At 62.7% G+C, this 22530-nt stretch carries 16 protein-coding genes, 1 other RNA gene and 1 pseudogene; 9 read left to right on the top strand and 9 right to left on the bottom strand.

Going from position 1 to position 22530, the window contains the following annotated elements; genetic code table 11:
• The first annotated feature begins 23 nt into the window (after positions 1-23).
• From JF545_RS00215 to JF545_RS00230, 4 genes are all read left to right on the top strand, one after another.
• Positions 24-2222, top strand: coding sequence for a TRAP transporter permease (locus tag JF545_RS00215; protein WP_206936923.1), 2199 nt, complete (start codon positions 24-26; stop codon positions 2220-2222).
• A gap of 297 nt (positions 2223-2519) precedes the next feature.
• Positions 2520-3083 (top strand): RNA polymerase sigma factor, encoded by a 564-nt coding sequence (locus JF545_RS00220; RefSeq protein WP_206936925.1) that lies wholly within the window; start codon positions 2520-2522, stop codon positions 3081-3083.
• Positions 3084-3289: 206 nt separating this feature from the next.
• Positions 3290-5077, top strand: a complete 1788-nt coding sequence (locus JF545_RS00225; protein ID WP_206936926.1) for a vWA domain-containing protein — start codon at positions 3290-3292, stop codon at positions 5075-5077.
• 51 nt (positions 5078-5128) lie between these two features.
• Positions 5129-6145: a CHAD domain-containing protein gene (locus JF545_RS00230; protein ID WP_206936928.1), complete on the top strand. Its 1017-nt coding sequence runs from the start codon at positions 5129-5131 to the stop codon at positions 6143-6145.
• 39 nt (positions 6146-6184) lie between these two features.
• Here JF545_RS00230 and JF545_RS00235 read toward each other — a convergent pair whose 3' ends face one another.
• From JF545_RS00235 to JF545_RS00255, 5 genes are all read right to left on the bottom strand, one after another.
• Positions 6185-6919, bottom strand: coding sequence for a ParA family protein (locus JF545_RS00235; RefSeq protein ID WP_206936929.1), 735 nt, complete (start codon positions 6917-6919; stop codon positions 6185-6187).
• A 287-nt stretch (positions 6920-7206) separates the two neighbouring features.
• Entirely contained in the window at positions 7207-7500 is a 294-nt protein-coding gene (locus JF545_RS00240) for a YqjK-like family protein (protein WP_206936931.1), read from the bottom strand.
• Positions 7497-7928, bottom strand: a complete 432-nt coding sequence (locus JF545_RS00245) for a phage holin family protein (protein ID WP_206936932.1) — start codon at positions 7926-7928, stop codon at positions 7497-7499. Before JF545_RS00245 ends, JF545_RS00240 begins: the two co-directional genes overlap by 4 nt.
• Positions 7928-8308 (bottom strand): DUF883 family protein, encoded by a 381-nt coding sequence (locus tag JF545_RS00250; RefSeq protein ID WP_206936934.1) that lies wholly within the window; start codon positions 8306-8308, stop codon positions 7928-7930. The genes JF545_RS00245 and JF545_RS00250 overlap by 1 nt, the downstream gene beginning before the upstream one ends.
• Positions 8309-8460: 152 nt before the next feature.
• Positions 8461-9561, bottom strand: a complete 1101-nt coding sequence (locus JF545_RS00255; protein ID WP_206936936.1) for a phospholipase A — start codon at positions 9559-9561, stop codon at positions 8461-8463.
• Between the two features lie 151 nt (positions 9562-9712).
• Between JF545_RS00255 and mscK the strand changes: the two genes are divergently transcribed.
• Complete coding sequence (gene mscK / locus JF545_RS00260) at positions 9713-13135, top strand: mechanosensitive channel MscK (RefSeq protein ID WP_206936937.1); 3423 nt, start codon at positions 9713-9715, stop codon at positions 13133-13135.
• 35 nt (positions 13136-13170) lie between these two features.
• Here mscK and JF545_RS00265 read toward each other — a convergent pair whose 3' ends face one another.
• The 3 genes from JF545_RS00265 to JF545_RS00275 form a co-directional block, all read right to left on the bottom strand.
• Positions 13171-13929, bottom strand: a complete 759-nt coding sequence (locus JF545_RS00265) for a TlyA family RNA methyltransferase (RefSeq protein WP_206936939.1) — start codon at positions 13927-13929, stop codon at positions 13171-13173.
• A 167-nt stretch (positions 13930-14096) separates the two neighbouring features.
• Complete coding sequence (locus JF545_RS00270) at positions 14097-16124, bottom strand: hypothetical protein (RefSeq protein ID WP_206936940.1); 2028 nt, start codon at positions 16122-16124, stop codon at positions 14097-14099.
• Between the two features lie 180 nt (positions 16125-16304).
• Positions 16305-17528 carry an ATP-grasp domain-containing protein gene (locus tag JF545_RS00275; protein ID WP_206936942.1) on the bottom strand — a complete coding sequence of 408 codons (1224 nt, stop codon included), beginning with the start codon at positions 17526-17528 and terminating at the stop codon, positions 16305-16307.
• Between the two features lie 373 nt (positions 17529-17901).
• Here JF545_RS00275 and ffs point away from each other — a divergent pair.
• An RNA gene (gene ffs, locus JF545_RS00280) (signal recognition particle sRNA small type) lies at positions 17902-17998 on the top strand.
• A gap of 227 nt (positions 17999-18225) precedes the next feature.
• Positions 18226-18468: pseudogene (locus JF545_RS20175) on the top strand (DUF6538 domain-containing protein); the annotation flags it as partial.
• On the opposite strand, the gene JF545_RS00285 reads toward JF545_RS20175, so the two are convergent.
• Positions 18425-19387: a hypothetical protein gene (locus JF545_RS00285; RefSeq protein ID WP_206936943.1), complete on the bottom strand. Its 963-nt coding sequence runs from the start codon at positions 19385-19387 to the stop codon at positions 18425-18427. The pseudogene JF545_RS20175 and the gene JF545_RS00285 sit on opposite strands and share 44 nt — an antisense overlap.
• A gap of 226 nt (positions 19388-19613) precedes the next feature.
• Between JF545_RS00285 and JF545_RS00290 the strand changes: the two genes are divergently transcribed.
• Positions 19614-20624 (top strand): aldo/keto reductase, encoded by a 1011-nt coding sequence (locus JF545_RS00290; protein WP_206936945.1) that lies wholly within the window; start codon positions 19614-19616, stop codon positions 20622-20624.
• A gap of 271 nt (positions 20625-20895) precedes the next feature.
• Positions 20896-22266 carry an NAD-dependent succinate-semialdehyde dehydrogenase gene (locus JF545_RS00295; RefSeq protein ID WP_206936946.1) on the top strand — a complete coding sequence of 457 codons (1371 nt, stop codon included), beginning with the start codon at positions 20896-20898 and terminating at the stop codon, positions 22264-22266.
• Positions 22267-22530: the final 264 nt, after the last annotated feature.

The following is a 22530-nucleotide window of genomic DNA, read 5'->3' on the forward strand; positions in this document are numbered from 1 at the left end:
TGGTGATCTGAGGGACAACTAACATGACCACGACAAGACAAGCGGAGCCCGCTGGCGAGGTGGCTCCTCTGCACACGGTGGTGGCTGAGGGCGCCGACGACCTGCCCCGTGCCCATAATGAGCGCGTGCTTGACGGCCTGGTCGGCCGTACGGTGATGCTGGGGTGCGTGCTGTTTACGGCGATGCATCTCTATGCGCTGAACATTGCGCCGATCGAAACCTGGACCTTTCGCATTCTTCACGTGGCAGGCGGCCTGCTGGTGGGGTTCGCGATCACCGCGGCGATGTCGGTAGACCCTGATGCGGTGACAAGCGGAGCGCGCCGGCCGTCTGGCGCCGAGCGGGCGATGGCCACGCTGACCCTGGCAGCGAGCCTGTATGCGGCGGGTTGTGCCCTGGTGCTGTGGGGACTCAGCGATGCCCGTGGCGCCGCCTTTCACCCTGCTTTACCGGTGCATCTGGCCGTCTCGCTGACGCTTTCCAGTACGCTCGGCGTGCTCGCAAGCTGGGCCTTCTGCCGGGCGCCGAGCAGTCGAGGGGACCGGATTCACTGGCCGGACCTGGCGTTGATGGTGTCGGCACTGGTGGTGGCCGCTTACCTGATCTTTGTCTTGGGCCGTTGGCGCATGGCGGCGGGAACACCATTGGTCGGCACCGCTGAGTGGCTGGTCGCGGCCAGCGGTATCCTGCTGATCATGGAGCTTACGCGGCGTATCGCGGGACTGGCGCTGATCGTCATCACTAGCGTCTTTCTGGTCTATGCCTTCGCCGGCCCCTACCTGCCCGGCATCCTGGCCCACGACGGCTACACCGCCAAGCGCTTCTTCACTTATCTGTACACCGACAGTGGGGTGCTTGGGCCGACCACGGCGGTATCGTCGACCTACATCATTCTGTTCATCACCTTTGCCGCCTTCTTGCAGGCGTCCAAGGTGGGCGACTACTTCGTCAACTTTGCCTTTGCCATGGCCGGGCGCTCCAGGGGTGGGCCCGCCAAGGTAGCCGTCTTTGCCTCGGGGCTGATGGGCATGATCAACGGCACCTCTGCCGGCAATGTGGTGGCGACCGGGTCGCTGACCATTCCGCTGATGAAGCGGGTCGGCTATCACCCGCTGAGTGCCGGGGGAATCGAGGCGGCGGCCTCCACCGGTGGCCAGATCGTGCCGCCGATCATGGGTGCCGGGGCCTTCATCATGGCCGAGATTACCGGTATCCCGTATACCGAGATTGCCTTTGCCGCGCTGATTCCGGCGGCGTTGTACTTCCTCGCCATCTACCTGATGGTCGACCTGGAAGCGCGCCGGGATGGCATGCAGGGCCTGCCCAGGGAGCAGCTGCCCCAGGTGGGGGAGATGGTCAAGCGGGTCTACCTGTTCCTGCCGATCATCATCCTGATCGCCACGCTGTTCATGGGGTATTCGGTCATCCGTGCGGGCACGCTGGCCATGGTCAGCGCCGCCGTGGTGTCCTGGCTGACGCCGCACTGGATGGGGCCGAAGGCCTTGCTCAGGGCGCTGGAGCTGGGCGCGCGGATGTCGGTGCCGTTGATCGCGGTGTGTGCCTGCGCCGGGATTATCGTCGGCGTCATCTCGCTGACCGGGGTGGGCGCGCGCTTTGCGTCCATGCTGCTGGGAATTGCCGATACCAGCCATTTCCTGGCGCTGTTCTTCGCCATGTGCATCTCGATCCTGCTGGGCATGGGCATGCCCACCACGGCAGCGTACGCGGTGGCCGCCTCGGTGGTGGCGCCAGGACTTCAGCAGATTGGCATCTCACCGCTGGTGTCCCATTTCTTCGTGTTCTACTACGCGGTGTTGTCGGCGATCACGCCGCCAGTGGCGTTGGCGGGCTACGCGGCGGCAGCGATCTCCAACACCAATGCGCTGAAGACCGCGGCCACCTCATTCAAGTTCGGCCTGGCCGCCTTTATCGTGCCTTTCATGTTCTTCTACAGCCCTGCGCTGCTGATGCAAGGAGCCTGGTGGGAGATCGTCAGGGTGGCGGTCACCGCCAGCATCGGTATCTATCTGCTGGCGGCGGCGCTTCAGGGCTACTTCCTGGCAGCACCTGTGGGCTTGGTGGCAAGGCTGGTACTGGGAGTGGCTGCCCTGGCGATGATTGCTGGCGGACTGGTGACCGATCTGGTGGGGCTGGGGCTCGGTGCGACGATCTGGGGCGCCCAACGCTTGCGCCACAAGAGCGCCGGCACGCTGCCCTCCTGAGTCGCTACGCTGCCCTGTCAAGAACGGCAAGGCAGCGAAGACAGGGCGCAGCGATACCTGGCGTCTTGAAGCAGAGCGCAAGCCCGGGTGGCAAAGCGCGGGGAGGCGGCCTACGGGCCGCCTCTTTTTTATGCTACTACCTTGCACAGACGTGGAGGCTTCCTGTTCAAGGGATGCTGCCTGCGGTTTTTTTTCTCGGCCGCCCAAGGATCAGGGCATCAGCGACGTCTTTACATGAAGACGCCCCCCTGTGGGGTGATGTGATTTTCCGAGAGTCCGACCGCGAGGAGCGGCCACTTGTCGATTCAACAGCCCGAAGCCCGGGTACCAACGGATATAGAACTGGTGAAGGGCGCTGCCGGAGGCGAGCGTGAGGCCTTCGCGCGCCTGCTGTCTCGCCACTACGATCGGCTGTTTGCGCTGGCCTGGCGGCTGACCGGAAGCCGCGCCGAGGCCGAGGATCTGACCCAGGACATCTGTCTGGCACTACCCGATAAATTGCCGAGTTTTGACGGGCGTGCTGCCTTTTCCACCTGGCTGTATCGGGTCGCGGTCAACGCCGCCCATGATCGCCGCCGGCAGCAGGCTACTCGGCGCAAGGCTGCCGAGGGCTGGGAGGCTTGGGAGCAAGACCGACATCGGCGCAATCGACAGCGCGACGATGAGCATCGCTGGCTCGCCAGGGCGATGGCGACGCTGTCGATGGAGCTGCGTGACACCGTGGCGCTGTCGCTGGGTGAAGGCATGACCCAGGCCCAGGTGGCCGAGGTGCTGGAGGTACCTGAGGGCACCGTAGCCTGGCGCATGAGTGAGGTGAAACGACAATTGAGCGCGCTGGCCCGGGGGGAGGAGGAAAGATGAGTGATGAGCTTAAGCGCCTCGAACGGGCTCTGTCATCGGCACCCGCGCCAGAGGCGGAGGTGAAGTCCGGGCATTTGAAGGCGGCGCTTGATCGGTTCGATCAATGTCAGGCCACCGACCAAGAGTCCAGGGACGAGCCACGTCTCTCGGGGGAAGGTCGCGACGACACCAGGTCGCGGCCACGTTTCCCCCGGAGGGATACCCCTATGAATCGATCAAGCACACATCGACCCTTGCACCGTCGACCATCGGTGGCTGCCGCCGCCTCGCTGGCGGCGCTGTCACTGGGGCTTTACCTGCTGTGGCCCCAGGGCCAGGACGTCGACGTCGTGACGGGGTCCGAGCCGAGCCAGGATGCCGAGATGGTCGTCGCGCCACCTCGAACGGCCAGCAAGTCCGAGGCCGCCCTTGAGTCGACCGAGCGTGGACGTCTGGCTTCTTCACCATCGGCGTCGCTCTCTCCTGCGACATCGACATCGACATCGACATCGACGGCGATGCGCGGCCTGATGCCGAGTCAGGAGGTCGCTCGGATAGCGGCCGTGCCGAGCCCGGGGCCTTCGGCCCGGGTGTCTACCGTCACCACGGAAGCCTATCCCGAGTTCGATGCCTCAAGCCTCAGGGTGACCGCCGAGGCGCCGGTGTCGACCTTTTCGGTGGACGTGGACACGGCGAGCTACGCGGTGGTGCGCTCGTCGCTGATGCAGGGACAGTTGCCGCCGCCCCAGGCGGTGCGCATCGAGGAGATGATCAATTACTTCAGCTACGACTACCCGCAGCCTGACGCAGAGGCCTTTCTCCCGATCGTTGACGTCTTTGCCTCGCCATGGAACTCCGGGCGCCAACTGGTACGAGTAGCGCTTCAGGGCAGGGCGGCCACGCCAGGCCCCCGCCCGCCGGTCAATCTGGTGTTGCTGATCGATACGTCTGGCTCGATGCACTCGCCGGATAAGCTGCCCTTGCTCAAGCGATCCATGGCGCTTCTGTTGGGTGAACTGGAAGACGACGACGAGATCGCCATCGTCACCTACGCTGGCAGCGCCGGTATAGCACTGAAGCCGACCAGGGTCGCCCAGCGTGATGACATCATCAGCGCACTGGAGCGTCTGACGTCGGGTGGTGGCACCGCCGGTGAGGCGGGTTTGCGTCAGGCCTACCGAGTGGCGAGGCGGATGAGCGGCGAAGGCGAGACGACCCGAGTGGTGCTGGCCACCGATGGCGATTTCAATCTGGGCATCAGCGACCCCGAAGCGCTGGAGCGCTTTATCGCCGACCAGCGCGACGATGGCGCCTACCTGTCGGTGTTGGGCTTCGGGCGCGGCAATCTTGACGATGCCGTGATGCAGTCCCTTGCCCAGCATGGCAACGGCCAGGCGGCCTACATCGACAGCTTGGCCGAGGCGCAGAAGGTGCTGGTAGATCAACTGTCGGCATCGCTTGAGCCCATCGCCAATGACGTCAAGGTGCGTGTCGAGTTCAATCCGGCGCGGGTGCAGGAGTACCGCTTGATCGGCTATGAAACCCGGGGGCTGAGGCCTGAGGACTTCCGCAATGACCGGGTAGATGCCGGCGATATAGGCGCAGGGCACCAGGTCACCGCACTTTACGAGATCACCCCGGTGGGGTCCCATGCCGCCATGAGCGAACCGCGGCGCTACGCCAAGGAGGATCACAGCCCGGCGGGTCCCTACAGCGACGAGCTCGGCCATTTGGCGCTTCGCTACAAGGTGCCGGGGGGCGATCGCAGCCGTCTGATCGAGATGCCGATCAAGGCGCCGACGGGAGCAGCCTGGCAGCTGCCCGATAGCGAAGCGTCCTTCGCCGCCGCCATCGCTGGCTTTGGCCAGTTACTCAGTGATGACCGTTATCTCGGTGACTGGGGCTGGGACGATGCCATCGCTCTGGCGGAGGGCAACAGGGGCGAAGATCGCTTTGGCTATCGTGCCGAGGCAGTACGCCTGATGCGACTGGCCAGAGACCTGTCGGAGCGCTGAGGTTTTACGCTACGCTTGGATGTATCACAACTTTCTTGTTCAGGAGGGGGCATGGCCAAGGCGTTGGGGCGACGGCGTGTAAATGCGGCCATGGCGTCCATCATCAGCGCTCTTCTCGATGAGGCGCGCCAGGCCTACCCGCGTATTCGCCAACCCCATGAGCCGGAAGGGCTTCACGATTTCCGGGTGGCCCTGCGTCGCCTACGCTCCTTGCTCAAGGATTTCCGCTCACAGCCCGGCGTGGCTGTCGATAAAGAGCTCTATCGACAGCTGACAGCGCTGGCGCGTGCGACCAACGACGCGCGTGACAGCGAGGTCATGCTGGCTTGGCTGGACGAACAGGTGGCGACCAGTGGAGCCGCTGAGCGGGGCGCACTCGGTTGGTGGCGTGAGCGCCTGGCGCCTCAGGTCGACAGGCATTACGCCAGGCTGGATGCGCCGATCGCGAGCTTCCCTATGCTCGATGCCAAGCTGCGCGAGGCGGCCAATCGAGCGCGGGGTAAACGGGCGGCACTGGGCACCAGCGCCAAGCGGAAGTCGACGCGCAAGCAGGATGTGCGTGAAGCCCCCCGTTTTGGGGTTGCCAGTGCTGAGGTCCTGGAGCGCCTGCGAGACCAGTGGCTGGCGGAGCTTGCCCAGGTGCGCGTTGGCGCTGAAGAGGAAGCGCTGCATCGTCCGCGTATCACCGGCAAGCGATTGCGCTATCTGCTGAAACCCTGGCGAGAACAGGGCAGTGCTTTTGTTGAACTGGAAGAGGAGATGAAGCGCTTTCAGGATGCCTTCGGCGATCTCCACGATGACCTGGTGCGGGCAGATGCCCTGACGGCCGCAGCACTGCGACACGCCGAAGATGAAACATTAGACCGACTGGCAAGTGCTGTGACGGATGCGCCACTGCGGGCTAGCGCTCCCCGCCATCTGCGCGGATTTATGCTGTTGCATGGACGCCAGCAAGAGCAGACTGAGGTGCATTTGACCCGTGTCATGACCCTGTGTCGCAAGCCGCAGCTTGAACGTCTGGCGACCAGGTTCGAAGAAGCCGCTCAGCAGATGAGGGCATCGTCCTGACCTCAGCATCGTTCTGACGGCTGCAATGGCCTGACAGTACTACTGCAGACGCTGGGACACTTCCCTCCACAGGCCAGCGTAAGCGTGAGCAGCCGGGCTTGCTGGGGCAAAGTGACGGATCGGGGCACGCTCAAGCCCCATGCGCTCGACCGCACTTGCCGCCGGAATCACCGTCGACAGTCGCAGTGGCCAGCGCTTGTCGAAGCTATCGATGACCTCCCGATGCAGGCTTCTGCGCCGGTCCGCCAGGGTCAGGAAGGGCCATAGTGGGCAGGTAAGATGGCGATCATCGAGGAATGTCTCGAGCTGCTCAAGGGTGCGCAGAGAAAGGGTCGACGGCACGACCGGCACCAGTAAGGCATCGACACTGGTGAACATGTTTTCCGACATGTGCGAAAGGGTAGGCGGGCAGTCGAGGATGACCAGGTCGTATTCGTCTCTTACCCGAGCCAGTATCTGGCGTAGGTGGCTGGTCCCCTGATGCTCCAGCAGGTGGTCCATTTCCCTCGAGTCCAGCGATGCCGGGAGCACATCGAGACCGTCCACATTGGTCGCGCGAATGACCTTGTTGAAAGCGGCCTTGCCTTTGACCAGCTTCTCGACGCCACCGCGAATCTTTGGCTTCACCTTGAGATAGAAGGTGGTGGCCGCCTGAGGATCCAGGTCCCACAGCAGCACGCGCAGGCCTGATCCAGCGGCTTCACTGGCGAGATTGACGGCGGACGCGGTCTTGCCTACGCCGCCTTTGATGCTGTAGAGCGACAGCATTCGCATCGCCGATTATCCCTGATAATTGATGACGTTATCGAAGGACTCTAACACAGCTTTAGCAGCTTCGCTGTGTCAAGGAACGGAGGTTGAGTCTTCCGTCAGCAACGCGCAGATTGCACGGCCGAGTCGTTGTAGGATAAGCCCATGTCGGGCTGGCCAAAGGCTGGCGCTCGCTAGAGGTAGACGTTGGGACCAGGTTGAAGGCGGAGCAGAGGAAGCGGGGCAGAGGGAGGCAGAAAGAGTCGGTCAGGGACAGCGTGGCAAGAAAATGCCAGGCAAGGACCACCAGGCTAGCGCTGGATCAGGCGTCTGACCCGCTGCACGGCCAGCGCGGTCACGACCAGCTTGCGTCCCCAGCGTGTCAGTCGACCTGGGTGGCGCAGAACCGGAATGAGCGCGGCACCAGCCCCAAGCAACACCGGGGTGCGGTAGCGGCTCACGGCCTGCCAACCAGCGTCGATGCGTTGGCCGGCCTGCTGGTAGCGGTGGGCGGCCAGCAGAATGTCCAGCCGCTGCTGCTCGATAGTGGCTTCGAGCGCTGCCTTGCGCTGCGCTCGAGTGGCAGAAGGTTGATCACGGTTCATGCCGAGGGCCCTCGCATATCCCGATGCGCGCCAGGATCGTCGTTGAGCGATGACTCTGCCAGTTCGCGATCCAGCGCCAGGTGTTTCAAGGTGCTGACCAGCAGGGTGCGCTGGCGTGCCATGCGCATGGCCACCAGGGCCATGCCCACTCCCGACAGCAGCAGGACGGCCGCACTGACGGCGATGGCGGTCAGCCGATACGAATCCCAGAAGACAATAATCACGAACGCCGTCAGGGTCGCGATGCCCAGCATCAGCAGTACCATGCTGAGGCCCAGCAGCAGTGCCATGGTGACCAGTCTGGCGCGTTCTTCTTCCAGCTCAAGCACGGCGAGACGCAGACGCGTCTCGCCGGTGGCGATCAGGCTGGAAAGGACACGCTTCCCTGCGCCGAACAGTCGCTGTGCCGGTCCTTGGCTGTCAGACATCAGCGACGCCCGAGCAGCATGCCGATCACGACGCCAGCGGCGGCGCCGATACCGATGCTCTTCCACGGGTTGTCGTGGACATAGCGGTCGCAGGCATCCACTTGCTCGGTCACGCTGTCACGGGTCTGGCGATAGACTCGCTCACCGGTGGCCTCGAGACGAGCGCGGGTATCCTTGAGGCGCGCTTCGGCCTTGCTGCGCCATTCCTTCACCGCTTCACTGGAGTCATCGGCGGTGGCGCTGAGCAGATCCTCCAGTGTGGTGGACAGCTGCTTCAGGTCTGCGCGCAGCTGCTCCGTGGAGGCGCTTGAAGAAGCGGCTTCGGCGGCATCGGCTTTGGCGTTGGTCTTGCTGGTGGTGCTGGAGCTTCGTGTAGCCATCATGTCTTCCTTTGACGTGGGTGGACAGACGCTGAAGAGGCATCAGCCATCTTCTTTATGCTCGCATTAGAGTAGCAGGTGCCGCAATGGCCTTGGCGCCTGGCAAGGCGGCTCGCCAGGGCGCCGGACCTGCGACTCACGCTAGCACCTTATCAGGGACTGAAGCTTCCCGCTGAAAACAGCGGGTTCAAGCTGAAGCCAATCCCCAAGCGGTTGGTACGCTCATCATAGTCGATCAGGCTTTCGCCGTAGCCGTAGTAGTACTGCAGGTGGCCACGCACCTTGCCGAACAGCGGCCAGGAGTAATCCAGCTGGCTGCCGTAGTTACCTTCGTCAGGGTTGCCCCTCATCATCAGGCTAGCTTCATGGGTTCCGAACATTTGCCGCGCCACGGTGATATCGGCGTAGCCCATGTAGTCCTCGATGTCTGGGTTGTCATCGTCGTTATCGTCTTCCGGCACGCGCCAGTAGGGTGCGACGGCCACTGCCCACTCGTCGTTGACCCAGGCGGTGGTGCCGATGACGCGGTTCCAGCTGCGCGACAGCGGATCGGAGCGGCCGTTGGACTGGTGGTTGAGGGAAATACGGTTGCTGACGTTGGTCCAGCCCCAGAGCTTGTAGTCGTTCTGGAATTCGAGGAAGAACTCCGGCTCGTAGTTGGTCTCACGGAAGGGCGATGACTCATCACCGTTGTAGGCCTGCCACCAGCTCTTCTGGGTGTAGGCGAAATACAGATCGCCATTGTCGAACACGAGATCTTCCGCCAGGTTGAACTTGGCACTGAACTGGAACTTCAGTTCGGTGTTGTCCATGTTCGGGTCGTCGTCGTCCGCGCGGAATGCATCCTCGTTGGGGCTGCTGTTGTAGGTCACCGGCAAGATGTAGTTGCGGCGGTGGGTGGTGATCGCGAAGGGGTTGCTCGCGGACTCACGTTCCAGCAGGCGACGCTGTTCAACCGTCTCTTCAATAGGTTTGCCGGACGCCTGGGCGACGATTTCTTCAGAGGCTGGCAAGCCAGTGGTATCCGGAGCCTCACCGGCCGTGCCCGTCAGGGCCTGGGCGGTCTCCTGCTGGGCTTCATCGTCGTTGAGCTCGCTTTCCAGCCTGGCAAGTTCGGCCTTGAGCGCTTCAACGCGGGCTTCCTTGGCCGAGCGTTCTGCCTCAGTCAGGCTTGCCGCCTGGGCCGACTGCCCAGCGATGGCAAGCACCAGCAGGGTGGGTAGCAAGGATAAATGGAGGGCGGGGCGGCTCATAGGATGATCCAATGGACAGGTTGAGGCGTTGTTCTACCATGGCGGCAGCACGAGTCAACTTCATGAAAGAATCTTGCACTGGATTGCCATACTGACACACTGGGTTGAAAATCGCGCCTTTCACCCCGTTGCGACAGGAAATTTCCTTAAGATGCCAAGCCCTCGTTCCGCGCTGTTTGTGCTGCTGTCCTGCTTGCTCTGCCTGGCGCTTGCGGCCTTTCCGGTGGCCGCTCAGGAAGCTCCCGACAGGGGTCTTCCCGATAAGCAGGAGCTGCAGTCCCGCCTGGACGAGCGTATCGCCAATGCCAGTGATCCCCCCAGTGCTGCGGCGCAACAGGATATCGATGCGTTGACCTCGGCGATTGACTCCCTGGAGAAGCTTGAGGACGTCAAGCGAGACATGGCGAGTCTCGAGCGACGCCTGGAGGAGGCCCCCGAACGTCTGGCGGCGCTGGAGCAGGCGTTGCGCCAGCGAGAGGAAGATGAGTCCCATGACCTGTCGGAGCTGGAAGGGCTGCAGATACCTGCCGTGGAGCAGCGTCTGAGTGATGCAGCGCGGGTGCTTCAGTCGACCCAGGACACGCTCACCAGCGTGCAGAGTCAGCTGTTGGGTGCCCAGACGCTTCCGGAGCGCGCGCAACAGGCCATCACGGAGGCCAACCAGGCCATGGACGATGCGCGTCTGTCGCTGGAGGAGCTGAACCGTCGTGATCTACCGGACGATGCTCCACAGCGCCTGGCGGCGAGAGCCCAGCAGGCACTGGCCGACGCACAGCTGGATTTTCATCAGCGTCAGTTGACGACCAACACGCGGATGCGCGAAGTGCTGCAGCAGCGCCTGGAGCTGCTCGAACTGGAAGCCGCCAGCGAGGAAGCCTGGGTGTCCGCGCTACAGGGACGACTCGATCAGCTGCGTCGCGAGCAGACCGAGCGAGCGATTGCCGATGCGGTGCGTGACGAGCCTGAGGCAGTGTCGCAGCATCCGGTTATTCAGGCGGCCCAGGTCACCAATCGGGAGCTGTCGAGGGACTTGCTCAATGCGACGTCCCGGGCCAATGATCTGGTGCGGGATGGGCTCGAAGTCAGGCGTCAGCTTGAAAGGGTGCGTCGCCTGCAGCAGGGGCTCAGTCAGAACATCGAAGCCGTGCGCGGCAGTATTCTGCTGTCTCGCATTCTCCGCGAGCAGCGTCAGTCACTGCCCGAAGTGCAGCCGCGCCCCGGGCTTCGTGATGAGATTGCCGATGTGCGCCTAGCCCAGTTCGAGCTGGATAGCGAGCGAGAGGCACTGCGATCCCCCGAGAGCATGGCACGCAAGGCGCTTGACGAGGCTGCTGTAGACAAGCCGGAGCCCCTGGTTCAGCCCCTTGTGCAGCTGCTGGACTCCCGTCGGGAGCTGATCAACCAGCTGGAACCCACCTACGGTCAAATCCTGAGTGCGGCCATCGACCTGCAGCTCAACCAGCAACAGCTGCTGGATATCAGTGCTGAGCTGCGCTCGAGTATCGACGAACAGCTGTTCTGGGTCGCCAACGCCCGCCCCATCGACCTGGGGTGGATGATGAAGATTCCCCAGAACTTGCTGATGGAGTGGCGCGAGGGGGAATGGCGGCAGGTGCTGCCGACACACTGGCAGTGGCCCGGACCTGGGGGATGGATAGCGGCGCCGGTGCTGCTGGTCGTGGCACTGCTGCTGTTGCTGCGCCGGGCCATTCTGCGCAGGCTAGGCGAAATTCATGAACAGATCGGCCGCCTGCGCTTCGATAGCCAGCTGCACACGCCGAGGGCGATTGCCCTCAACGCCTTGATTGCCGCGCCGGGGCCACTGTGCCTGGTGGCGTTTGGGCTGCTGCTGACGCTGGGCGGGTCTGAGGTGGCGGTGGATATCGGTCACTCCGTACTGCAGCTGTCGCTGGCCTGGGGCGTGGTGGCCTGGTCGCGCCGTCTGCTGGTGAACGACGGGGTCGCGACCCGGCATTTCCATTGGCCGGTCAAGTACGCCGCCAAGCTGCGCTGGTGGATGCTGTGGCTGGGGGTGAGCTTGGCCCCGGTGCTGCTGATTGCTCCCCACGCCCGGGATGCCGCGCTGACCTTCAATCAGCGTCCGCTGGGGCTCGGGTTACTGCTGGTGGGGCTGCTCGGCATGAGCGTGGCCCTGTCCAAGCTGATCCTGGCGCATACGCCATTCTTCGGGGTCAAGCTGTTCCGGTTGGTGCTCGGGCTTGCCCTGGCGTTGGTGCCGATTGCGCTGGCTGGGGCGGTGCTCTACGGCTACGTCTACTCTTCGCTCAGCTTGATCAGCCGTTTCGTGATCTCCCTGTATCTGCTCGGTGTGTGGATACTGGTCGAGGCGACCGTGGTCCGCGGCTTGGCCGTGGCGGCCAGGCGGCTGGCGTACCGCCGCGCCTTGGCGCGGCGGCGGGCCTTGAGCCAGGATGACAGCGGCCTGGATATCGTCGAGGAACCACCGCTCGACATGGAACAGGTCAACCAGCAATCGCTGCGGCTGTCCAAGCTGCTGTTGACCATCGGCTTCGCCGCCATGCTGTATGTGGTGTGGGCTGACTTTCTGGCGGTCATCGGGTATCTCGATAATGTCACCCTGGTCGAGGGTGCCATGGGCGAAGGCGGCGAGGCGCTGGAGGACAACCTCAGCGTGGGCGACGTGCTGGTCGCGCTGTTTATCGCCGGTATTACCATGATGCTGGCACGCAACCTGCCGGGTCTGCTCGAGGTGATGGTGCTGTCGCGGCTGGAACTGAAGCAGGGCAGTGCCTATGCCATCAGTTCGCTGTTGTCCTACGTGATTGTCGGTACCGGCTCGGTGATGACGCTGGGTGCCCTCGGCGTGTCCTGGTCCAAGCTGCAGTGGCTGGTGGCTGCGCTTGGTGTGGGTCTTGGTTTCGGTCTGCAGGAGATCTTTGCCAACTTTATCTCGGGCCTGATCATCCTGTTTGAACGCCCGGTACGTATCGGCGACACCATTACGTTGGGGAACCTGACGGGTACCGTCAGTCGTATTCGCATCCGTGCGACCACGGTGACGGACTTTGATCGCAAGGAAATCATCATCCCCAACAAGACCTTTGTCACCGATCAACTGATCAACTGGTCGTTGTCAGATAGCGTGACGCGGGTCACCCTGAAATACGGGGTCAGTCATGACGCGGATCGCAGTCTGGTGCATCGTCTGCTGGAGCAGGCGGCCCAGGAGAACGAGCGGGTGCTGACCGATCCGCCTCCAGAGATCTATTTTATGGCGTACACCGCCAGCACCATGGAATACGAGCTGCGTATCTACGTGAATGCGCTGGGGGACCGTCTGCTCGCCACGGATGAGCTGAACGGTCGCATCGGGGACCTGTTTGCCGAAAACGGTATTCGTATCGCCTTCGATCAACTCGATGTGCATATACGGCGGTCGGGCCAGCGAGACGTGTGGAAAGGTATTCAGCGCCAGTATGCCGACCCTAGCGATGGTCACCCCCCTCCCGGCGCCAAGGGGGACCCAGGGGATGTCGGTATCGGCGGTGGAGAGGGTGGCGCAGATGGCGGTGGCGATGCCGGGGGGCGCTGATCGCGAGCGCGCAGTGTGGATTCAGGCCCTTGCCGTCACCGGCGTCGGGCCTGAAGCAGGAATTCACGGTTACCGTCGCCGCCAAGGATCGGGCTCTCCTGCCAGTGCAGGATGTCGAATCCGTGCAGGTCGCAGCAGCGGCGAATCCGCTGTTCGACGTCGGCGTAGCGGCGCGGGTCGCTGACCAGTCCACGCTGATCGACCGCGCCTGGCCCCAGCTCGAACTGCGGCTTGACCAGTGACAGTAGCAGGGCGTCGGACGCTAGGAGCTTGGCCAGCTCCGGTAGAATCAGCGTCTGCGAGATGAAGGATACGTCCATCACGGCGACGTCCGGGCGCCCATCCCTTTCCAAAAGCTCGAGCAGCGGCGCGGCGCTTGCCATGTGGCGGGCATTGAGGCCCTCAAGGCAGGTGACCCGGCTGTCGGCGCGCAGGCTGGCATCCAGCTGATCATGGCCGACTTCGACACCCACCACGTGCCGCGCCCCGGCTGCCAGTGCGCAGTCGGTAAAGCCGCCGGTCGATTGGCCCACATCCAGTACGCGAAGGCCTTCCAGAGATAACCCGAGGGTCTGTAGCACGGCTTCCAGCTTGAGTCCTGCCCGTGAGACGTAGCGATCTTCCGGATCCTGCTCCACCTGGAGTGCCAGGTCCTCAGGGCACTTCTCACCAGGGCGGGTGAGCACCTTGCCATCTGACAGGCGGCTGACGCGGCCGTGGCGTATCAAGCGCTGCGCGCGGGTACGAGAGCGGGCGAACCCCTGGCTCACGAGAAGCTGGTCGAGACGAAGCATGGCGATAGAACGTTCCTGACGTGAGATGCGGCGGCATTATGCCATGGGCGCCGCCACTCTCACGACGGGTGCGCCCACGGTTTGAACGAGAGGTTGCTCGAGAGGTCGCTTGAGGGATTAACCAAAAGGCCGGTCAGGAGATGGGGCAGAATTCACCGTGCTGCGTGTCACCCAGGGTTGCTGCTGTCCACGGCCTGCAGGCCGCCGGCCGGAATCCTGTCTGCCCCCCAGCTCTCTTGAATCATGGCGATGACCCGGTCCAGCTCTTCTTGCCTCACCTGGGCGAGCTCGCCATGCTCCAGTGGATCGTAGTGGTAGATGTAGAGGCGTGAGGCAAACTGTTCGAAGGACAGTGAGGCTTCACCGAAGCGCTCGCCCTGGCCAGAGGTGCTGACCTTGACGCCCAGGCCCCAGTCCTGACCACTGTCGTTATTGGGGTTGAAAAAGTAGACCCGCATGTCGCCGGCGGGATCGAGGGAGGCGCGCAGGATGGTGATGGCGTGCCAGCCAATGAAGCGGCCGGCGCTGTCGGTGACCGCGATGCCGGCAGGTTGCGGGTGAATCAGCGGTTGGTTGCCGTTGTAGTAGGGGTGGTAGCTGGCATAGAAGTGGCGCAAAAAGGTGTCCACATCGGCTAGTTGCCCGGTGGCGACGTCGACGTTGATGCCAAAGCCGCGGCCGGCCCACCAGCCGTGAAATTCCGGATTGACCCAGCGGTGGGGGTCTCCCTCGCGACCGATACAGCGGCGCCCCATTTCCGCATAGATGCGATCGAGGTGGGGAACGACCAGCAATGACACTGGGTCGAGATCCAGCGGCAAGGTCTGGGCAACCCCTGACTCGCTGTCGCGGGACGAGATGGGCTGGCCCTCGAAGTGCATGATGATTTCATCATCCCTGGCTGCCCAGGTCACCATCTGCAGCAGGTAGTCCGGATCGTTGTAGGCCCACATGGACAGGGCGCGAGCGGACTGGCAGGTGGGGTTGTTGCCCTGGCCGACCCCCAGGGGCAGGCCCAGCATGCACAGCACGCCCTCCATCAGTCGGGCGCGGTGTGACACTGCGTCCCCGAAGGCGGCATGCAGGCGCGCCTCTGACCAGTCCGACAAGGTGAGACCCAATTGCCTCCACAGGGCGGGGGCCACGGGGGGCTGATAGAGAATGCCGCGCTCCAGGGTCAGGGCCAGGCCGTAGACCGCCTGGGCCGTCTGGGGATGAATCGCGGTGCGAATCATGCTGTGCACCAGGTCCCGATAGCACAGCAGACAATCACGCCCGGTCGACGACAGGCCAAGGGCTTCCGACAGCAGGTTGTCGCCCAGGTCCAGCAGGTGCCTGAGCAGGACCGGGTGATAGGGTGACACCAGTCCCGTGTCATGCATGGCCCGGGCAAAGCCGCTGGCTTCGTATTGCAGTGCCCTGGCATCCATGGCGGTCAGGCGCTCCCGATAGACCTCCACGCCGGGGTCTTCGCGACAGCCCTGGGTCGGGCCGAACAGCGAACTGACCAGGCGGTCCGCGCCTTGGCCACTGGCGCCCAGATCAATACTCGGGTTGGCCTGGCAGAGCGCAATCTGGGTCACCATCTGCTTGACCGGCTCGACCTGAATCGGCCGCTGTTGGAGTATCCGCCAGATTTCGCTGATCAGCTCGTCGATGACGTGTTCGTAACCGACCCGGTTGGCCAGGTGCTGGAACAGCGCGCGAGGGATCTGGGCCAGTCGTCCCTGGTTTTCCCGCTCCGCTTCGCTGGGGGCCGAGAACAGCAGCGGCAGGTTGATGGCCATGACCTGGGTCAGATAGCGGTGAGCCCCTTCACTCGAGATCAAGGGGTGTCGGTACTGCTGCTTGGCCACTGCCAGCATACGCAGCTCGCTCAGCACCTCGATCACCACCAGCTGCGCGTCAGCACTCTTGAGCGAGTGGCTGGTCAGCGACGGGATGAGAATGTGGGGGTAGGCCCAGTCGGAACCGTCAAAGACACCGGCCTGCTCCAGGCGCTGTGCTCGCGTTTCCAGCTGCGCACAACCATCGGGCTGCAGCAGCACCCGGCGGCAGCTGTCGAGCACACGGGGGAGCTTGCCTGGTTTGGCGAACGCGGCAGCGGCCTCAAGACCAGCGATGGCATCGTCCAACTTGACCAGCAGTCCCTTCAGCTTGTCGTTGTCGGTGGGGGAGATGTCAGGGGAGGTCACTCCGGCTCCTGGGCGGTTGGTGGGCGAGGGCGTCTAGCCGTTCCGGTATGATGCGTGACGCTGGCGCAAATGTGCAACGCCGCCGCGTGCCACGGTGTCGTTGTGCAGGCATCGGCACCGTGGACGGGGGCGAGGGGCAATAACGCGTGGTGAGGCCTTTATGAACGGTTGGCCCGGCGCCTAGACGTAGTAGTCCTCGTCTTCCTGGGCTTTCAGCAGGTCTCGAAGGGTGTGCGCATCGTCACCCCGGAAGTACACCAGTCCCCAGTGGGTGCCAAAGGCGGTGCGCTTGGTCACCGTCTCTTCCAGGGGCGCAGTCAGTTCGTGGGACTCGAAGTAGGGGTGGTCCTCCACCGACTCCGGGATTTCCAGACGGCTGACCACACGGCGACGGGGATAAACGCCAAAGCAGCCTGCGAATCCGTTGGCGTCGACCACCTCTTTGGGGAAGAAGTCCGCGACTTCCTCGGCCGTTGTCTTGGGGTCGAAGACCAGCATGCTGGCCTGATAGGCGTTGAAGCCGTAAACCCGCTCCAGCAGTTCGAACACCTTGAAGCCAGGGGGACGATAAGCCACTTCACCGAAGTACATCTCGCCGTCGCTGGTGACGAAGTATTCCGGGTGAATCAGGCCGAAGTCGATATCGAAGGCCTTGATCAGCTTTTCGATCTGTACCCGGATCTGCTCCCGGTAGCGCTCCAGCTCCGGTGAGGCCGGGACAAACACGGAGTAGCCCAAGGTCACGTATTCGGAAATGTTGAGGAATGCGATCTTGCCGTTGTGAATCCATGCCTCGACGGCGAACTCCCAGCCATCCAGGTGGGACTCCATCAGGACCGGGAATTCTTCCTCCGGGATGGTGTCCACCTCGTCTGGCGTGCGAATGACCCGATGCCCCAGGCAGCCCGCCTTGTCGAAGGCCTTGAGATGGATGGGGTCGTTGGGGTCGCCATCAAGCTTGAGCAAGGTCTGGTTGACGCGCTTGAGGAAGCGAATCACGTCCTGGTGATCGTGGGCCTCTTCGAAGATGCCGACGCGGATGCCCCCAAGCTGGGCGCGACGCTTCATCAGTGCCTTGTCGCGCAGCAGCAGCGACTGGCCGTAGAGGCGGGGGTTGTCCAGCAATACCGAGTTGATGGCGCCAGACCATTCGACCGTTTCCTCGAACAGCGGAATGGCGACGTCCACGCCCATGTCTCGCAAGGTCTCGGCGATTTCCATGGAGCGATCATTGAGTCGCTCAAAGTTCCAGGAGACATAGGGGATGTCGTGCTGCTTGCAGTAGTCCTCGGCCCAGTCCGGCGCCACCACAACGTAGCGGCGATCAAAGTTCTCGGCGGCTTCAATGGCATTCAAGCTCCAGCCGAGCAGGGCGATGTAGCCTTTATTAGGGTCCTTGTTCATGCAGCGCCTCCTGTAACAGGCATGTAGGTGCGTGAGGTCGGAATCGTCGGTCGTCGTTATCCTCAAATGACGGTCCCCGGAAAGGTGTGCTCCCAGGCAATAAGAGGCTTTCACCATACAGCTTTAGGGGGGAAGTCTCACATATCGGCCGTCTTTAGGCCGGAAAGGCAAAGTCTACTGGGTTTACCCTTGTGGCCAAGGCGCGACCTTGGTATAGTGCACGCGCTCTGAGGCAAGAGGCTGATTTCGAAGGTCTTGTCCTTGAGGTGTTCACCAAAAGAGTACCTCTTGAAAGGCAAGACGAGAGAGTTCAGCATGCCAGCGCTTCAGGCACAGGCAGTAGAGTCGTTACTCTGCCTCGCTGTGGTGGCCCCGTCGGTCCTCCCGCAACGCTAGACCGCAAACCCCGCCAGGCCCGGAAGGGAGCAACGGTAGTGGTGGACGCGTGTGCCGGGATGTGGCTGTCGGGGCCGCCTCCATTTCAGGCCTCCATCTTTGATGATTCGCAGGTTTTCCCCTCTTTGACCCGCAGTGGTACAACGAGGTGGTACAACGATGCCCGAATCAGCGCCTTCCTCTGTTGAAAAGCCAAAAGACCAACATTCTCTGAAGCCCTGCCCATCAAAGCCTCGGCCATTTTCTCGGTAGCGCAAGAGCCCCAGCATGCTCTACCTGTTTAGATCCCCGTCATGGGGGCTGGTACTGTCGCGTTGTTGTGCCTCTACGGGCAAGGGCGGCCATCGGCAAGACCGAGATTCGACGTTCGCTGAGGACTACTGGCCAATGCTCATGCTCAGCGGTATGCATGGGGGCAAAGGCACCCCTCCTGACGCTGGCGATAGCCGGCGAGGCTCAGAAGGGGGCATGTCAGGTATGGCCCTGGTGGGGCGGGAGAATCAGCGAATCTCGCGGTCGAGGGCGAAGTAGTCGTCTGACTTGAGCTTTTGAATTTCTGCCGAGAGGGTAGTGCCCTCGTTACGGGCCAGCAGCACACTCGCCACGGCACTCAGCGAGCACAGGACTTCCTTGCACTCGGTACGAGTCCGCTGGATCGACTGACGCGCCAACAGCAGGCACATGGCCTGTGGTCGAGCGGGGTGTTTCAGCAGGCTCCCGTAGAGGTTGCCGATGACCTGGCCGCTTAGCTCGCGGTCCTGAATTTCCCGATTGTCGTACTCCCGGTAAAAGGCCTCTTCCTGACCATCGGGAATAAAGTAGTGGGTGAAGTCCTTGTAGTCTGGATCGTAGGCGATGCTACTGACGGCGTTGACCAGCTTTTTCTTGATCTCGGGGTGCTGAGCGTCATCCTCATCGGTGGCCTGCAGCTCTGCCGCCAGGGCCACGGCGGTCTCGAGTTCACGCATCAGGTGAGCGTAGCCGGAGTTGATTTCGTCGTGGCAGCGGGCGATGTCATCAAAGTCCCGCTTGACGCTGGCGACCATCTCGTCTCCTTCGGGTAAGCTTCCGAGCACGGGAAACAGCAGATACTTGTGAACGTGGCAGCTCTCGTAGTAGCGAGACACCTCGCCCTTGAAGTCCTGGAGGTCGCTGCTGACATCCTGCAGGTAGCTGTCATTGTTCTCGATATGCCGTTGCACGGCATCGACGCCATCCTGCTTCCACAGCCGATTCAATCGACGCTCGATCTTGCCAGCGATAGTGATCATGCTGTTGAAGTCTTTTGACAGCTGAATGGTGGTTTCCTGAACCTTGGTGACCGCGATGGCGCGCGCCTGGTCATTGATGCCGACCTCTCTGGCCATGCGGCGTTGGCGATGGTTATCCAGGGTCCAGGAGACAAAGGCACCGAGAATCGCCAGGCTGGTGGCGATGTCCACGCCGATCGAGAAGTTTTCCACTGCGTTGCTATCCTTTGGTGGGGGTTCGTTTTTTTTCTGTTGGAGGCGCGTTATCTTCGTCGGGCACAGGGCGTTGCCGATGCTTCGCTGATCCTGGGGGCCGTGGGACGTGTCTGTTGCGCGACAGCCATATGGTAGGGGCGAAATGATTCGCCTAGAAGGATTAATATCAGCATCGTACGATGAGCGTTCTGTTACCTTTTCATGACCAATCCATGGAGCCGACATGTCTTACGTGGTTCAGCGCCTTGCCCGCTTGAGTGCACCAGCGATCGGTCTGGGCTGTATGAACGTCTCCCATGCCTACGGCAGTCCCTTGCCGGAGGCCCGTGCGGTAGAGGTGATTCGTGAGGCATTCGACGCCGGATATCGGCACTTCGATACCGCCACGCTTTACGGCAAGACACGCAATGAGCAGGTCGTGGGGCAGGCGCTGAAGGGACTGCGAGAAGAGGTCTTTCTTGCCAGCAAATGCGGCATGGCCTTCGATGCATCGATTGGCGCCAAGCGCATCGACGGACGCCCAGAGACTCTGCGACGCCAGTGCGAGCAGAGCCTCGCACGGCTCGGTACGGATCATCTGGATCTCTACTACCTCCATCGGCTGGATCGCCAGGTGCCGGTGGAGGAGAGTGTCGGGGAGCTGGGGCGGCTTGAGCAGGAAGGCAAGATTGGCGGGGTAGGCTTGTCCGAGGTATCCGCCACGACGCTTCGGCGTGCCCAGGCGGAGCATCCGGTGGCGGCGGTCCAGTCCGAGTATTCGCTGTGGACGCGAAACCCCGAGATTGCACTGCTCGACGCCTGTCGCGAGGCTGGCACGGTGCTGGTGGCCTTCAGCCCGCTGGGACGTGCCTTCCTCACCGGTCGCCTACGCCATCCTGAGGACCTGGAAGAGGGCGATATGCGGCGTGGCATGCCGCGCTTCTCCAGCGCCAACTATGCACACAACCTGTCGCTGCTGACGTCTTTTGAAGATATCGCCATGCAGCAGGGCTGCACCCCTGCGCAGCTTGCGCTGGCATGGCTGAGAGGTCAGGGGGCGGATGTCATCCCGATCCCGGGTTCCCGTGACCCGTCGCATCAGCGAGAAAATCTGGCCGCCGAGGCGCTGAGCCTGGATGCAGGCGTGCTCGCCTTGCTCAACGCCATGCTGACCCCCGACCAGGTAGCAGGGCGACGCTACAGTGACGTCCAGCAGGCCGATATCGATACTGAGGAATTCGATCCTGCCGGCTGACCTGAGCGGCGTGATGGTGAAGGCCGGTGCCAGGTTCACAAGGTCTATGCCAGGTTCAGAGGGTTTATACCAAGTTCAAGAGTATTGTCTGGCGGCGGCGTCGAACTCTGGTGGATTCGACCTGTCAACGCCACAAGGCCCCGGCTATGCTGTTGGGTCTTGATATCACTAGAGCGCTTCTGGTCTAGCGTCGGATAGCTCGGTTCACGGTTAACACAGATCTCTTTTACCCCAAGTCATTACCAACACCACGTTGAAAGGAGAAGCCTCAATGAGTCACTACAAGGTCACCAACCCCGCCACGGGAGAGGTAGAGGCGACCTATCCGGATGCCAGCGACGCCCAGATTGCTGAGGCTGTCGAACTGGCCCAGCAAGCCTATCTGGCATGGCGTGGCGTCACCCCGGCTGAGCGTGCAGCCCTGCTCCACCGTGTGGCTGACCTGCATGAGGAACGTCGTGATGCGCTGGCGGACATTATCGTGCGTGAGATGGGTAAGCCGAAGTCCCAGGCGTTGGGAGAGATGTCGGTCGTAGTCGATATCTATCGTTACTACGCCGACAATGGTCCGGCCTGGCTCGAGCCAGAGCCCATCGTGACGGCAGGCGCCAAGGCCGAAGTGCGCAAGCAGGGTCTGGGCGTGCTGTTGGGCATCATGCCCTGGAATTTCCCGTACTATCAGGTGGCGCGGTTTGCCGCCCCTAACGTGCTCAATGGCAATACCATCCTGCTGAAACATGCGCCCCAGTGCCCCGAGTCGGCCAAGGCCATCGAAGACATTTTCCACGAAGCAGGGGCGCCGAAAGGTCTCTACACCAATCTGTATGCCAGCAACGAGCAGGTTGGTGAGCTGATCGGGGACAGTCGCGTGCAGGGCGTGTCGCTGACCGGTTCGGAGCGAGCGGGTGCCGCAGTGGCCGAGCAAGCTGGTCGTCAGCTCAAGAAGGTCGTACTGGAGCTAGGTGGCTCCGATCCCTTCCTGGTACTGCCCGATGCCGACCTGGATCAGGCGGTCAAGCAGGCGGTGCAGGGACGTTTCGGTAACTGCGGCCAGGCCTGCAACGCGGCCAAGCGGATCATTGTTGATGCCTCGGTGCATGACGAGTTTCTGGCGGCCTTCCGTCAGGCGGTCGAGAACATCAAGGTCGGTGATCCGATGGCGGATGACACCGTGATGGGACCGATGTCCTCCCAGCAGGCGCTGGAGAACCTTGATGCCCAGGTGCAGGATGCCGTCAGCCAAGGCGCCACCTTGGTGACCGGTGGCAAGCGCCTGGACAAGGCGGGCGCCTGGTACGCGCCCACCCTGCTGACCGGGGTGACCCGGGACATGCGTATCTTCCAGGAAGAGCTGTTCGGACCGGTCGCCGTGGTCTATCGCGCTGCTGACCTGGAAGAGGCCATCGACCTGGCCAACGACACGCCCTACGGACTGGGCGCGGTGATCCAGACCACCAATCCCGAGGCGGCGCTGGACCTGGCCAACCGCCTGGAAGTGGGCATGGTGCACATCAACGAGCCGCCCGGCAGCGAGGCTGAGCTTCCGTTCGGTGGGGTCAAGCGCTCTGGCTTCGGGCGTGAGCTTGGCAAGGATGGCATGGACGAGTTCGTCAACCGCCAGATGGTGAAGATGGCGCGTTGAGCGTTCTGTCCTGAACCATCCTGCGCTGTCACGCGCGAAGGAGCGTGAGGCAGCGTGAGGCAGCCGCCTCTCAGGCCCCGTCGAGCTAACTGGCTCGACGGGGCCTGTTTACTAGGAGCCTGCTGACAGGGGGCTGCTGACAGGGGGCTGCTGACAGGGGGCTGCTGACAGGGACTGTTGATACGGAGCGCATGTGCAGGATGTGTCGCTGGGGTGACGGGTGTAGGGTGCAAGGAAGGACCCGGGCTCCCCCTTGGCGTCAAG

It is taken from the genome of Halomonas litopenaei, assembly GCF_017303055.1.
Lineage (GTDB): Bacteria > Pseudomonadota > Gammaproteobacteria > Pseudomonadales > Halomonadaceae > Halomonas > Halomonas litopenaei_A.

What these genes read in the sequence shown, in the direction of transcription:
- JF545_RS00215 (WP_206936923.1), top strand. Translation starts at nt 24, where the DNA reads ATGACCACGACAAGACAAGCGGAGCCCGCTGGCGAGGTGGCTCCTCTG.
- JF545_RS00225 (WP_206936926.1), top strand. Translation starts at nt 3,290, where the DNA reads ATGAATCGATCAAGCACACATCGACCCTTGCACCGTCGACCATCGGTG.
- JF545_RS00230 (WP_206936928.1), top strand. Translation starts at nt 5,129, where the DNA reads ATGGCCAAGGCGTTGGGGCGACGGCGTGTAAATGCGGCCATGGCGTCC.
- JF545_RS00235 (WP_206936929.1), bottom strand. Translation starts at nt 6,919, where the DNA reads ATGCGAATGCTGTCGCTCTACAGCATCAAAGGCGGCGTAGGCAAGACC.
- JF545_RS00240 (WP_206936931.1), bottom strand. Translation starts at nt 7,500, where the DNA reads ATGAACCGTGATCAACCTTCTGCCACTCGAGCGCAGCGCAAGGCAGCG.
- JF545_RS00245 (WP_206936932.1), bottom strand. Translation starts at nt 7,928, where the DNA reads ATGTCTGACAGCCAAGGACCGGCACAGCGACTGTTCGGCGCAGGGAAG.
- JF545_RS00250 (WP_206936934.1), bottom strand. Translation starts at nt 8,308, where the DNA reads ATGGCTACACGAAGCTCCAGCACCACCAGCAAGACCAACGCCAAAGCC.
- JF545_RS00255 (WP_206936936.1), bottom strand. Translation starts at nt 9,561, where the DNA reads ATGAGCCGCCCCGCCCTCCATTTATCCTTGCTACCCACCCTGCTGGTG.
- mscK (WP_206936937.1), top strand. Translation starts at nt 9,713, where the DNA reads ATGCCAAGCCCTCGTTCCGCGCTGTTTGTGCTGCTGTCCTGCTTGCTC.
- JF545_RS00265 (WP_206936939.1), bottom strand. Translation starts at nt 13,929, where the DNA reads ATGCTTCGTCTCGACCAGCTTCTCGTGAGCCAGGGGTTCGCCCGCTCT.
- JF545_RS00275 (WP_206936942.1), bottom strand. Translation starts at nt 17,528, where the DNA reads ATGAACAAGGACCCTAATAAAGGCTACATCGCCCTGCTCGGCTGGAGC.
- JF545_RS00290 (WP_206936945.1), top strand. Translation starts at nt 19,614, where the DNA reads ATGTCTTACGTGGTTCAGCGCCTTGCCCGCTTGAGTGCACCAGCGATC.
- JF545_RS00295 (WP_206936946.1), top strand. Translation starts at nt 20,896, where the DNA reads ATGAGTCACTACAAGGTCACCAACCCCGCCACGGGAGAGGTAGAGGCG.